14 protein-coding genes and 1 other annotated feature are annotated in these 12765 nt (G+C 60.0%); of the genes, 6 read left to right on the top strand and 8 right to left on the bottom strand.

Features of this window, described 5'->3' with window-relative positions:
- Positions 1-71: 71 nt before the first annotated feature.
- The 4 genes from BBB56_RS05215 to ltnD are packed head-to-tail and all read right to left on the bottom strand — an operon-like array spanning position 72 to position 3646.
- Positions 72-857 (bottom strand): HPr family phosphocarrier protein, encoded by a 786-nt coding sequence (locus tag BBB56_RS05215; protein ID WP_123799493.1) that lies wholly within the window; start codon positions 855-857, stop codon positions 72-74.
- Complete coding sequence (gene otnC / locus BBB56_RS05210) at positions 857-1483, bottom strand: 3-oxo-tetronate 4-phosphate decarboxylase (RefSeq protein WP_123799491.1); 627 nt, start codon at positions 1481-1483, stop codon at positions 857-859. Before otnC ends, BBB56_RS05215 begins: the two co-directional genes overlap by 1 nt.
- Positions 1476-2744 (bottom strand): 3-oxo-tetronate kinase, encoded by a 1269-nt coding sequence (gene otnK, locus BBB56_RS05205; protein WP_123799489.1) that lies wholly within the window; start codon positions 2742-2744, stop codon positions 1476-1478. Before otnK ends, otnC begins: the two co-directional genes overlap by 8 nt.
- A gap of 2 nt (positions 2745-2746) precedes the next feature.
- Complete coding sequence (gene ltnD / locus BBB56_RS05200) at positions 2747-3646, bottom strand: L-threonate dehydrogenase (RefSeq protein ID WP_123799487.1); 900 nt, start codon at positions 3644-3646, stop codon at positions 2747-2749.
- Between the two features lie 261 nt (positions 3647-3907).
- Between ltnD and ygbI the strand changes: the two genes are divergently transcribed.
- Positions 3908-4669 (top strand): DNA-binding transcriptional repressor YgbI, encoded by a 762-nt coding sequence (gene ygbI / locus BBB56_RS05195; RefSeq protein WP_123799485.1) that lies wholly within the window; start codon positions 3908-3910, stop codon positions 4667-4669.
- A 66-nt stretch (positions 4670-4735) separates the two neighbouring features.
- Here the strand turns inward: ygbI and BBB56_RS05190 are convergent, their stop codons facing one another.
- The 3 genes from BBB56_RS05190 to BBB56_RS05185 form a co-directional block, all read right to left on the bottom strand.
- Positions 4736-6091 (bottom strand): APC family permease, encoded by a 1356-nt coding sequence (locus BBB56_RS05190; RefSeq protein ID WP_123799483.1) that lies wholly within the window; start codon positions 6089-6091, stop codon positions 4736-4738.
- Positions 6081-6230: a hypothetical protein gene (locus BBB56_RS23605; protein WP_199756198.1), complete on the bottom strand. Its 150-nt coding sequence runs from the start codon at positions 6228-6230 to the stop codon at positions 6081-6083. Before BBB56_RS23605 ends, BBB56_RS05190 begins: the two co-directional genes overlap by 11 nt.
- Positions 6231-6439: 209 nt before the next feature.
- Positions 6440-7855, bottom strand: coding sequence for a glutamine synthetase family protein (locus BBB56_RS05185; RefSeq protein ID WP_123799481.1), 1416 nt, complete (start codon positions 7853-7855; stop codon positions 6440-6442).
- 209 nt (positions 7856-8064) lie between these two features.
- Here BBB56_RS05185 and puuD point away from each other — a divergent pair, with 209 nt between their 5' ends.
- The 3 genes from puuD to BBB56_RS05170 are packed head-to-tail and all read left to right on the top strand — an operon-like array spanning position 8065 to position 10685.
- Positions 8065-8829, top strand: coding sequence for a gamma-glutamyl-gamma-aminobutyrate hydrolase (puuD, locus tag BBB56_RS05180; protein WP_123799479.1), 765 nt, complete (start codon positions 8065-8067; stop codon positions 8827-8829).
- Complete coding sequence (gene puuR, locus BBB56_RS05175) at positions 8826-9383, top strand: HTH-type transcriptional regulator PuuR (protein WP_123799477.1); 558 nt, start codon at positions 8826-8828, stop codon at positions 9381-9383. The genes puuD and puuR overlap by 4 nt, the downstream gene beginning before the upstream one ends.
- A gap of 24 nt (positions 9384-9407) precedes the next feature.
- Positions 9408-10685: an NAD(P)/FAD-dependent oxidoreductase gene (locus BBB56_RS05170; RefSeq protein WP_123799475.1), complete on the top strand. Its 1278-nt coding sequence runs from the start codon at positions 9408-9410 to the stop codon at positions 10683-10685.
- Between the two features lie 8 nt (positions 10686-10693).
- Here BBB56_RS05170 and BBB56_RS05165 read toward each other — a convergent pair whose 3' ends face one another.
- Complete coding sequence (locus BBB56_RS05165; RefSeq protein ID WP_123799473.1) at positions 10694-11521, bottom strand: SDR family oxidoreductase; 828 nt, start codon at positions 11519-11521, stop codon at positions 10694-10696.
- Between the two features lie 147 nt (positions 11522-11668).
- On the opposite strand from BBB56_RS05165, the gene hisL reads away from it, so the two are divergent.
- Both hisL and hisG read left to right on the top strand, forming a co-directional pair.
- Positions 11669-11716 carry a his operon leader peptide gene (hisL, locus tag BBB56_RS05160; protein ID WP_100396937.1) on the top strand — a complete coding sequence of 16 codons (48 nt, stop codon included), beginning with the start codon at positions 11669-11671 and terminating at the stop codon, positions 11714-11716.
- Positions 11692-11812, top strand: a sequence feature (His leader region). (Overlaps the previous gene by 25 nt.)
- A 52-nt stretch (positions 11813-11864) precedes the next feature.
- Positions 11865-12764, top strand: coding sequence for an ATP phosphoribosyltransferase (gene hisG, locus BBB56_RS05155; RefSeq protein WP_123799471.1), 900 nt, complete (start codon positions 11865-11867; stop codon positions 12762-12764).
- The last annotated feature ends 1 nt before the right edge of the window (position 12765 follow it).

Here is a 12765-nt window from a genome sequence, read left to right as displayed (position 1 = left end):
GGCCCAGGTGCAGGATGTAAAACGGCCGAAGCCGTACCGGCGTCGCAGCGCCGGTGGTGTTCAGGGTATTTTCAGGATTTTTTTGCCCAGGGCGCGAACCAGCCGAGGCCGTCCAGGGTATTGCCGCGCGGAAGATATTCGCAGCCGATCCAGCCGTCATAGCCCACGTCATCCAGCAGAGCAAAGATCCACGGATAGTTGATCTCGCCTTCGTCCGGCTCATGGCGATCCGGCGCGGAGGCGATCTGGATATGGCGGTAGCGGCCAGCGTTCTCGCGGATCAGGCGGCTGAGATTGCCGTCGACCAGCTGCGCATGGAACAGATCGAGCTGGGTAAAGACGTTGGGCCGATCGATACGCGCCGCCATCTCCAGCGTCTGATACTGGCTGGCGTAGAGATAGTCTGGTTTGGTCACCGGATTGAGCGCCTCCAGCAGCAGGTTGATGCCGTGCGGCGCGAAGCGCTCTGACGCATAGCGCATATTGCGCACGAAGGTATCGACATACGCCTGATGATCGGCGGCTGGCGGCACCGTGGCGGCCATGATATGCACCTGCGGCACCTCCAGCGCCAGCGCGTACTCCAGCGCGCGATCGATGTCGGCGCGCGCCTCTGCTTCACGGCCCGGAATGGCCGACACGCCCCACTCGCCCGCCGCTACGTTGCCCGGCGCGGTGTTGAACAGCACCAGCTTCAGGTTGTTCTCATCGAGCAACTGCTTCAGCTGCGCCGCCGGGTAGTCATAGGGGAAAAGGAACTCGACCGCCGTAAAACCGGCCTGCGCCGCCGCAGCGAAGCGCTCGGTAAAGGGCACCTCGTTGAACAGGGTAGATAAATTGGCTGCAAACTTTGGCATTATCGGCTCCTTAACTCCGCGACTTCGCTGTCGCTGAGATAGCGAATGGCGCGGTCGCCCAGGGTAAACATCAGGCGAGCCGTCTCTTCCAGCTCTTCCGTATTGTCTGCGGCTTCGCGCAGCGATTTTCCCACCACCACCGGGCCGTGGTTCGCCAGCAGGAAGGCGCGGTACTGCCCCGCCAGCCGGGACAGATCCTCGGCTAAACGCGCGTCGCCCGGCTTGTAGTAAGGCACCACTGGCACATCGCCAACGCGCATCACCACATAAGGCGTGAAGGGACGGATGCAGTTCTGCGTATCCAGCCCTTCCAGACAGGAGAGCGCCGTCAGATAGTGGCTGTGCAGATGCACCACCGCTTTGCAGTCGGGATCGTTCGCGTAAAGCGCGCGGTGAAAGGCGATCTCTTTCGACGGTTTGTCGCCAGAGAGCCACTCTCCTTCCAGCGTCACCTTTGACAGACGATCCGCATCCAGCTCGCCAAGGCAGGATCCGGTCGGCGTTGCCAGCAGATTGCCATCCTCCAGCAGCAGCGACAGGTTGCCTGCGGAGCCGGTGGCGTAGCCACGGGCAAAGAACGAGGCGCCCAGCTTCACCATCTCTTCACGGGCCTGTTGTTCAGTCATATGCAAACTCCGTTTGTGCGCGGCGGAAAAAGTGTTCGTCGCCAAAGTTGCCGGACTTCAGCGCCAGCGACAGCGGCTGATGGATGTCGCGTACCCAGGGGACGCCTGGCGAGATGGCGGGTCCGATATGGAACGCCGTCACGCCAAGGCTCTGCGCCACCACGCCGGAGGTTTCGCCGCCTGCCACGATAAACCGCTGCCAGCCGCGCGCCTTCAGCTCACGGGTGACCGCGGCGAAAAGCTGCTCGACCGCCTCGCTGCTGCGCTGCGCGCCATACTGCTGCTGAATGGCGCTCAGCTGTTGCGCGTCGGCGGTGGCGTACAGCAGCGGCGCGAGAGACTGCCCGCTGTGCGCGGCCACCCAGTCGCACAGTTCCTGCGCATAGGCCTCGGCGTTGTCGAGACAGCGCGTCACCTCCACCTCATGGGAAGGCGCCTGCTGGCGATAGGCGCTGACTTGCCGGTTAGTCATCTGCGAGCAGGAGCCGGACATCACCACGGCGCGCTGGCCCTGCGGACGACCTGCGGACTCCGCTTCGGCGCGCTCGCTGCCGCCTGTCGCCCACTGGCGCGCCAGGCCAATCGCCAGCCCCGATCCGCCCGTGACCAGACGCCTGTCGCGCAGCGCTTCGCCCAGCGTCAGCAAGTGCTGTTCGTTCAGCGTATCCAGCACGACATAGTTAATGCCCTGCGCTTTCAGCGCGTTCAGTCTGCTCTCTACCGCCTGCGCGCCCTGGTCCAGCAGCGGCGCGGCAATCAGTCCGGCTTTGCCGGCCGACTGGCGTTCCATCAGGCGCAGCAGGTTGCTGTCGGTCATCGGCGTCACAGGATGGTGACGCATGCCGGAGTCGCTCAGCAGCTGTTCACCCACAAACAAGTGCCCCAGATAGACGGTGCGCCCGTTAACCGGCAGCGCCGGACAAATTACCGTCTGGGTTTCGCCCAGCGCGGCCAGCAGCGCGTCCGTCACCGGGCCGATGTTGCCCTGTTCGGTGCTGTCAAAGGTAGAGCAGTATTTGAAGTAGAAGCGATCGCAGCCCTGCTCCTGAAGCCAGCGCAGCGCGGCCAGCGACTGAGCCACCGCCTGCTCTGCCGGGCAGGAGCGCGACTTAAGACTGATCACGATCGCCTGCGCAGAGAGCGTTTCATGCTGCTGCGGCACGCCGTTAAACTGAATGGTCGGCAGCCCGTTCTGCACCAGAAAACTGGCGATGTCGGTCGCGCCGGTAAAATCGTCGGCGATAATGCCCAAACGCGTCATGTTCACTCCTTACCCTGCGGCAGCTCGATGCCGCTGAAGATTTTGATCACCGCGCTGTCGTCTTCGCGGCCATAACCGGCGTTGCTGGCTTCGGTGAACATATTGAGTGCCGTAGAGGCGAGCGGCAGCGGAAAGCGCAGCGATTTCGCGGTGTCCGCCACCAGCGTGAGATCCTTGACGAAAATATCGACGGCGGATTTGGGACTGTAATCGCCGTCTACGACGTGACGCATACGGTTTTCAAACATCCACGAGTTACCCGCCGCGTTGGTGACCACGTCATACATGGTGTCGAGCGGTATACCCGCACGCGCCGCCAGCGCCATCGCTTCCGCCCCTACGGCAATGTGCACGCCCGCCAGCAGCTGATGAATGATTTTCACGGTAGAGCCAAGGCCGATCTCGCTGCCTACGCGGTAGACTTTGGCCGCGACCGCATCCAGCACCGGCTGTAAGCGTGCAAACGCCGCCTCGCCGCCGGACGCCATCACTGTCATCTCGCCGGTCGCCGCTTTCGCCGCGCCGCCGGAAACCGGCGCGTCCAGCATCAGCAGCTGGTGCTGCGCCAGCTGCTGCTCAATCTGCTGCGCGTCCTGCGCGGAGATGGTCGATGAGACCATCACCACGGTGCCCGGCTTCAGCTTTGGGGCCAGCCCGTTGTCGCCAAACAGAATGCCTTTGACCTGCGCGGCGTTAACCACCAGCAGCAGCACCGCTTCCAGCTGGTCGACAAAGCTATCCGCGGAGGTTTGCGCATCGCGCGCGCCGGCCTGGCGCAGCGTCTCCAGCGCGGCGGGATTGAGATCCACGCCCCAGGTGTTTAGTCCGGCGCGAATACAGGACATCGCCGCGCCCATCCCCATTGAACCCAGACCGATGACACAGACATTTGAGAGTGGCACTGTAAGCCTCCGCTGTTAATTTAAGTGATTATTTGTTGATTGTTGTTAATTCTGGCAGGAACGCTGACGGATAAACGTGCTGTATCTCACATATTTTCACTAACCGGATTAACAGAGAACATTTCTTAACATGACGTGTATCCAAATGATTTTTAATTAATTTATAAAAAATACCCCGCTAATTAGCCGCAAATTTTTTTATTAGACTGGCGGAATAAATTGGTTAGAATGTGAAAAATTGATAAGCACGGAGAGCAGAACATGATCCCGGTTGAACGACATCAACAGATTCTGGCGCTGGTAAGCGAGCGCGGCGTGGTGAGTATTGCTGAGCTGACGGAGCGGCTGGGCGTCTCGCATATGACCATTCGGCGCGACGTGCAGAAGCTGGAGGAGCAAGGCGCGGTTCTGTCGGTATCCGGCGGCGTGCGTTCCGCCGATCGGCTGGCGGCGGAGCCGTCCCATCAGACCAAAACGGCGCTGTTTAACGAAGAAAAAAATGCCATTGGCCGCTATGCCGCCCAGCATATTCCGCGCAACAGCTGTATCTATCTCGATGCGGGGACCACCACCCTGGCGCTGGCGCGCGAGCTGCTGAACCGCGAAGATCTGCTGGTGGTGACCAATGACTTTATGGTGGCGAATTTGCTGATGGAAGCCAGCGACTGTCGGGTTATCCATACCGGCGGCACAGTCTGCCGCGAAAACCGCTCCTGCGTGGGGGAAAGCGCCGCGCGCAGTCTGCGCCATCTGGCTATCGACATCGCCTTTATCTCCGCCTCCTGCTGGGGACCCCGCGGGCTGTTTACGCCCGATGAGGATAAAGTCACGGTGAAGCAAACGGTCAGCGACGTCAGCAGCAAGCGCGTACTGCTTAGCGACAGCTCTAAATACAACAAGATCGCGACCTTCCTGGCGCTGCCGCTGCGCTGTTTTGACAGCATTATCACCGATTCACAGCTCAGCGCCGCCGGACGCAGCGCGCTGGGCGAAGGCAGCTGGGAGCTGGTGCTGGCGGAGTAACGGCCGCGCATCAGGCATAAAAAAAGGGTGAGGCTTGCGCCCCACCCTTTTTTCATTGCCAGCGAATCACACTTCTTCGCTGTACTGCGGCACCGGATTACGGAAGCTGCGGGTAACAAACGCGAGGTAGATGATCCCCACGGCGGCCCAAATCAGGCCCAGCACCATCGAGCTTTCTTCCAGGTTAATCCACAGCGCGCCAACCGTCAGCGCGCCAAGCACCGGCAGCACCAGATAGTTGATATGGTCGCGCAGCGTGCGGTTACGCTTTTCGCGGATCCAGAACTGAGCAATCACCGACAGGTTAACGAAGGTAAACGCCACCAGCGCGCCGAAGTTGACCAGCGCGGTCGCCGTCACCAGGTCGAAATGGATCGCCATCAGCGCCACGGCGCCGACCAGCAGCACGTTCAGCGCCGGCGTGCGCCATTTCGGATGGATATAGCCGAAGAAACGCTCCGGGAACACCCCGTCGCGGCCCATTACGTACATCAGTCGCGAAACGCCTGCGTGCGCCGCCATGCCTGACGCCAGTACGGTGACCACAGAGAAGATCAGGATACCGAACTGCAATACATGACCTGCCACGTACAGCATGATTTCAGGCTGTGACGAATCCGGATCTTTAAAGCGCGAAATATCCGGGAAGTAGAGTTGCAGGAAGTACGACGACACGATAAAGATCAGGCCGCCTATCAGCGCCGTCAGGAAAATCGCGCGCGGAATGGTGCGCTCTGCGTCTTTGGTTTCCTCGGAAAGCGAGCTGATGCCGTCAAATCCCAGGAACGAAAAGCACAATATGGTCGCGCCGGTAATCATCGGCACCACATGCGCGTCAGCAGACCAGAACGGCTGGGTGCTGGTGAGCGTACCCGCGCCTTCGCCGTGCGAAACGCCATAGATCACCATGCCGGTAATACCGATCATCACCACAATCTGCAACACCACGATCACGCTGTTGAAGTTTGCTACCGTTTTAATGCCGCGCAGGTTCGACAGCGTCATAAACGCCACCAGCAGCACCACGAAAATCCATGACGGAATGCCGGGGACCAGCGCTTCAAAGTAGTTTTTCGCCAGCAGAATGTTGATCATCGGCATGAACAGGTAGTCCAGCAGCGATGACCAGCCGACCATAAAGCCGACGTGCGGACTGATCGCCTTCTGTGCGTAAGTGTAAGCGGAGCCCGCAGATGGGAAGCGGCGTACCAGCTTACCGTAGCTCACAGCGGTAAACAGAATCGCAATCAGCGCAAAGGCGTAGGCGGTTGCAACGTGACCGCTGGTCAGACCCGACACGATACCGAAAGTATCAAACAGGGTCATCGGCTGCATGTAGGCCAGGCCAATCATGACGACCGGAAGCAGGGTCAGTGTTTTTTTCAGGTGTGCACGCTGCGGTGCTGAGGTATTAAGCGACATGTTTCAGACCTCCCTGCGCTGCAACCTGACTGGATTGCATCACGGGAGTGAGGAAGGTGGCGTTAAGAGCCAGCGCTGCGCCGTAGTCATCACGGAAACGAGTGCCAGCATGGGCTGGCTGAATGAATAACATCCCCATCTTTGAATCCTCAGTTCTTACGCTTACGCGTTTTTTAACGTGTATCTATCCGGGCGCGCCCGGCCTCATGCGAATCGGTTAAGTACATGCAAAAAAAATAACCGAGGCTCTGTTAAGCATCGGTTATATTCGTATTTTTGCAGGCCGCGTATTTTGCCCCAAAAGCGGGCAGAAATACAAGGCCTGCTACCAAAGCCAGCCATTTTTTTTCATGCGTTTTTGAGCATCCAGTCGATCTCCGTGGCGGTCACCAGCCGCTCAAACTGCATCAGTTCGTGACGCTTGCAGCTGTGCCATACCGCGCCGAATTGCTCACCCAGCAATTTTTGCAGCGGATAGCTGTTTTCAAATTCGTACAGCGCATCGCTCTGACGCACCGGCAGCGGAATGCCTTCCGCCTCGTGGCCGTTGCCCTGAACCGGCTGCGGCAGCGGCAGCGCGGTATCCAGACCGTGCAGTATGCCCGCCAGAATAGCCGCCATCACCAGATAGGGGTTGGCGTCGGCGCCCGCCACGCGATACTCCACGCGATGGTTTTCCACGTCGCCGCAGGGAATACGCAGCGCCACGGTGCGGTTATTGTGTCCCCAGGATGCCCGCATGGGCACATAGGCTTCCGGCACAAAACGGCGGTAGGCGTTGACGTTGGGGGCGAGCAGCGCCATTGAGGCGGGCATCAGGTCGAGCATGCCTGCCAGCGCGCGCTTCAGCAGCGGCGAATCGCTGCCGTCATCGGTGGCAAAGGCGTTATGGTCGGCGGCGTCCAGCATACTGATATGCACGTGCATACCGCTGCCGGCGTACTCTTCATAAGGCTTCGCCATAAAGGTCGCGGTCATGCCGTGATTTTCTGCCACCTGTCGGATCAGCCGTTTGAGCTGTACCGCATGGTCGCAGGCGCTCAGGACGTCGCGGGTATGATGCAGGTTGATCTCGAACTGGCCCGGCGAGGCCTCAGCCAGCGCGCCATCGGCGGGAATATGCTGCTGACGCGCCAGCGCGTCTATATCGCGCAGCACATTGCCGAAATGATCGAGGTTATCGACTGAATAGACCTGGCTCTGCATATTGCGTTCGCTGCTGCCCGGCGCGCACGGCGGTTGAATATAGCCTTCAGCGTCGCGCATTTTGTCTACCAGATAGAACTCCAGCTCTACCGCTACCACCGGAAACAGCCCGCGATTGCGCAGTTGCTGCCACAGCCGGTTCAGGACATTTCGGGGTTCAACGTCAAAGGGAGTGCCATCTTGGTTACACATGGTCAACAGGAGTTGCGCGATGCGTTGAGGATCGGAAGCAGAGGGAACTAAGGTGCCAGGAACCGGCATACAGAGGTTGTCAGGTTCGCCGAGAGATTGTCCGAGTCCGGCTTCTTCGACGGTGTTACCGAGAATATCCATAGCGAAAACCGAGGCCGGGAAATAACACCCTTTTTCCAGCTTCGCCAGCGCGGTGACCGGGATGCGCTTACCGCGAAAAACACCATTCAGATCGTTTAATAAAATATCGACATACTGCGTTTCAGGGTGGCGTTCCAGCCAGTTTTTCACTTCTAGCTGGAACGCGCTGGTTCGTCTCTCTTCACTGTGACGCGTGAAGTCTTCCACTTCCACGAGGTTCGTCATATCCCACCCGCCTTCTACCGTTAGTTGGTTTGCGCAATGCTCAAAATAACAGCCACTCCTCTAACATAGCGCCAACACAAAAAGTGTGCAAATGTAACAAATCTGTTTGAGAAACAAACAGCGCATTGCTAGATTGAAAAAATATTGCACAGTTTTACCCTTTACGTGGCCGATCGGTGAATTTTTTGAACAGCGAGTCGAGGCAGACGATGGGCAATATTTTTGACAACCCTTTGATTGGCGTAGTGATGTGCCAGATCGACAACGGCGGCCATCCTACGCAGTCGGTGCATAACAAATATCTGGCGGCGATTGCGCAGGCCGGCGGCGTGCCGCTTGCCCTGCCCCATCAGCTTTGCGCGACGCCTCATCTGCTGGAAAACGCGCTGGCGGTACTCGACGGTATTTTACTGACGGGCAGCCCAAGCAATATTGAACCCTGGCAGTATGGCGAAGCAGGCCAGGAATCTCATGCCGATCCCGGCCGCGACCGGCTGGCGTTCGCCATTATTACCTGGGCCACCAGCCGTAAAATGCCGCTGTTAGGCATCTGTCGCGGCATGCAGGAGCTGGTGGTGGTCAACGGCGGCGCGCTGTGGCGCGATCTCAGTCAGCAAAAAGGCCTGCTGCCCCATCAGGAAGAGGCGTCGCTGCCGCTGAGCCAGCAGTACGCTCCGGCGCACGATGTTTTTCCAGAGGCGGAAGGGCTGCTGGCGACGCTGCTGGGCAGCGATGCGCCGCTGGCGGTGAATTCGCTGCATCACCAGGGCATCCGCGCCCCAGGCCCGCAGCTGCGCATTGAGGCGCGCGCGCCGGATGGTCTGATCGAGGCGGTCAGCCTGCGCCATCATCCGTTTGCTCTCGCGGTGCAGTGGCATCCTGAGTGGCAGCCCGAACACAACGACGCCTCGCGCGCGCTTTTCGCGGGGTTTATTCACGCCGCACAGCACTATCACAAGGAAAAAACACCATGAACGATGCCGCTCTGGCCCCCGGACGACGCTTATCGCAAATCCGGCAAGAGCTGGGATTGTCTCAGCGCCGCGTCGCTGAACTGTCAGGTTTAACCCATAGCGCAATCAGCACCATTGAACAGGATAAGGTCAGCCCGGCGGTCAGCACGCTGCAAAAGCTGTTAAAGGTTTATGGCCTGTCGCTGTCGGAATTTTTTTCCGAGCCGAAACACCACGACGCGCCAAAAGTGATCGTTCGCCCGGAGGATCTGGTGGAGATCGGCAGCCAGGGCGTGTCGCTGAAGCTGGTGGATAACGGTCAGGCGAAGCGATCGCTTGGTATGCTGCTGGAGACCTATCAGCCCGGCGCCAGCACCGGTGAAAAGCTACGCCATCCGGGTGAGGAGACCGGCACGCTGCTGGAGGGCGAAATTACCCTGGTGGTAAACGGACAGAGTTATCACCTTAACGCGGGAGAGAGCTATGTGATCGACACCGGGCTGCCGCACAGCTTTACCAATATGTCGGCGCAGCCCTGCCGCATCATCAGCGCCCATACGCCCGCTAATTTCTGACGGACAGGCATGCAGGAGGTTGTGATGAAACACGTTGAAAGCTACTACGCGGCGACGGCCAACGCCCATGCGCCCTGGCCGACGCTGGAAGAGAGCATCCAGTGCGACGTCTGTATTATCGGCGCTGGCTTCACCGGCCTTTCCGCCGCGCTCTATCTCACCGAAGCGGGCTATGACGTCGTGGTGCTGGAAGCGGCGCGCGTCGGTTTCGGCGCCAGCGGTCGCAACGGCGGCCAGGTAGTGAACTCTTACAGTCGCGACGTGGACGTGATTGAGCAGCGCTACGGCAAAGAGAGCGCGCGCATGCTCGGCAGTATGATGTTCGAAGGGGCGGAGATTATTCGCGACCGCATCGACCGCTATGCCATCGCCTGCGACTACCGCCCCGGCGGCATTTTTGCCGCGCTCAATCCGCGCCAGATGAACCACCTGCGTCATCAGCAGCGGCTGTGGGAAAAATACGGCAATCAGGATCTGGAGCTGTTGGACGAGCGCGGCATCCGGCGGGAAGTGGCCACCGATCGCTATGTCGGCGGCCTGCTGGATCGGCGCGGCGGGCATCTGCACCCGCTGAATCTGGCGCTGGGCGAAGCCGAGGCGATCCGGCGGCATGGCGGCCGCATCTATGAGCGCTCTGCCGCCACGGCGGTCAAATACGGCGCGCCCAATCGGGTGAGCACCGCACAGGGCGAGGTCAGCGCCACCTTTGTGATCTTTGCCGGCAACGCCTACCTGCCCTTGCAGCTGGAACCGCGCCTGGGGCGCAAAAGCATGGCGTGCGGCTCGCAAATCGTCACCAGCGAACCGCTCAGCCGCGACCAGGCGCTGGCGCTACTGCCGAATAACCACTGCGTCGAGGACTGCAACTACCTGCTCGACTACTTTCGGCTGACGGCGGATAACCGCCTGCTGTACGGCGGCGGCGTGGTCTACGGCGCGCGCGAACCTCAGGATATTGACGCCCTGATCCGCCCCAAACTGCTGCGGACCTTTCCCCAGCTACGCGACATCGCCTTCAGCTATCGCTGGAGCGGCAACTTCCTGCTGACGCTCTCCCGCCTGCCGCAGTTTGGCCGACTGGAGCACAACGTCTACTTTATGCAGGGAGACAGCGGCCACGGCGTCACCTGTACCCATCTCGCCGGCAAGCTGATCTGCGAGGCGCTGCGCGGCGACGCCGAGCGTTTCGACGCCTTTGCAAAGCTGCCGCATCTGCCTTTTCCTGGCGGCCGGCGCTTCAAGGTGCCGCTGACCGCCATGGGCGCAGCCTGGTACGCGCTGCGCGACCGGCTCGGCGTCTGACCGGCGCGCTACTCCAGCGGCATCTTTGCCGGATCGTCGTAGCTGTATTCAAATCCCAGCTCGTGGCAAATGCGCGAGCCGTCTACCAGTTTGCCGGTATCGCCGGTTGCTGACGGCAGAAAGGTCGGCGGCGTCAGGCCGAGCTGGCGCGACACGGTGGGATAAAACGCGGCGCGCGACGGATGCGCTGGCGCGCACAGGTTGTAGGTGCGCCCGCCCTTCGGCGTTTGCAGCAGCAGCGTAATCGCGCTGACCACATCATCCAGATGGACCAGATTGACGCCGTGCGATCCGTTGGCCAGCCCGGTTTTGCCCGCCAGAAAACGGCCCGGATGGCGGCTCGGCCCGACCAGCCCCGCCAGACGCAGAATATCGACCTGGGTGCCGGGAAGATCGTGCAGCCAGCTCTCCAGCGCTTGCAGGGTTTTCCCCGCCACGGTTTCCGGCTGTAGCGCGCTGCTTTCTTTGACCACGCCGCTGCCGCCGCCGTAAACCGAGGTCGAACTGGTAAAGATAATGCGCGGCACCCGGTTGGCCAGCGCGCTGTCCACCACGTTCTGCACCGCCTGCCGGTAATTTTCGCCGCCTTCCGCCGTGCGGCTGGCGGGCAAGGTCACCACCAGCGCATCGACCTGAAACAGCCTGTCCAGATCCTCAGCCTCACCTTCCATCTCTGGCGTCAGCTGCAACTGCACCGCGTCGATACCGCAGCGTCGCGCCGCCTCAACGCCGTCTGGCGTGGTCTTGCTGCCCGTCACCTGCCAGCCCCGCGCGGTTAACGCCAGCCCCAGCGGCATTCCCAGCCACCCGAGACCGATTATTGCGACCTTTTTCATATCCCCTCCTGCGCTTGCGTCATTGCCGTTCATCTTAGTGCGCGCCGCCTGAGAATCGCAAAGGTTAAAAAAGGGTTGCGCATCGCCGTTATCTTCGCTAGGTTAATCAGCACGCAAATGAATACTCATTCAGCCACGGAATTTACTATGACACGCGTTCAGTTCAACCATCATCATCACCATCACCCTGACTAGTCTTTCAGGCGATGTGTGCTGGGAGACATTCAGATCTTCCAGTGGTGCGAACGCAAAGAGAACCCCCGGAAGATCGTCTTCCGGGGGTTTTTTTATGGACTGGCGTACCGACCGTTTCAGACAGGAATGAAAAAAGAGGACAGGACCGATGTTAGATAACAAGCGAATCCGCATAGCTATGCAGAAATCTGGCCGTTTAAGCGATGACTCACGCGAACTGCTGGCGCGCTGCGGCATTAAAATCAATCTGCAACAGCAGCGTCTGATCGCCTTCGCAGAGAACATGCCGATCGATATTCTGCGCGTGCGCGATGACGATATTCCTGGCCTGGTAATGGATGGCGTGGTCGATCTCGGCATTATCGGTGAAAACGTGCTGGAAGAAGAGCTGCTGACGCGCCGCGCGCAGGGCGAAGATCCGCGCTACTTTACCCTGCGCCGCCTGGATTTCGGCGGCTGCCGCCTGTCGCTGGCGATGCCGGTCGACGAAGAGTACAGCGGCCCGCAGTGCCTGAACAACGCGCGCATCGCCACCTCCTATCCTCACCTGCTGAAACAGTATCTCGACAAAAAAGGTCTTAACTTCAAACCCTGCATGCTTAACGGTTCGGTGGAAGTCGCCCCGCGCGCCGGTCTGGCCGATGCGATCTGCGATTTGGTCTCGACGGGCGCGACGCTGGAAGCCAATGGTCTGCGCGAGGTCGAGGTGATCTATCGTTCAAAAGCGGTGCTGATCCAGCGCGACGGCGAAATGCCTGCGGCGAAGCAGGAGCTGATCGATAAGCTGATGACGCGCATTCAGGGCGTTATCAAAGCGCGCGAATCCAAATACATCATGATGCACGCGCCGAGCGATCGTCTGGAAGAGGTGATCGAACTCCTGCCCGGCGCTGAGCGTCCGACCGTGCTGCCGCTGGCAGGCGACCAGAGCCGCGTGGCGATGCATATGGTCAGCAGCGAAACCCTGTTCTGGGAAACCATGGAAAAGCTGAAAGCGCTGGGCGCCAGCTCGATCCTGGTATTGCCAATTGAAAAGATGATGGAGTAAA

The sequence above is a fragment of the Candidatus Pantoea deserta genome, from assembly GCF_003813865.1.
GTDB lineage: Bacteria > Pseudomonadota > Gammaproteobacteria > Enterobacterales > Enterobacteriaceae > Pantoea > Pantoea deserta.
This window is presented reverse-complemented; position numbering and strand designations above follow the sequence as displayed.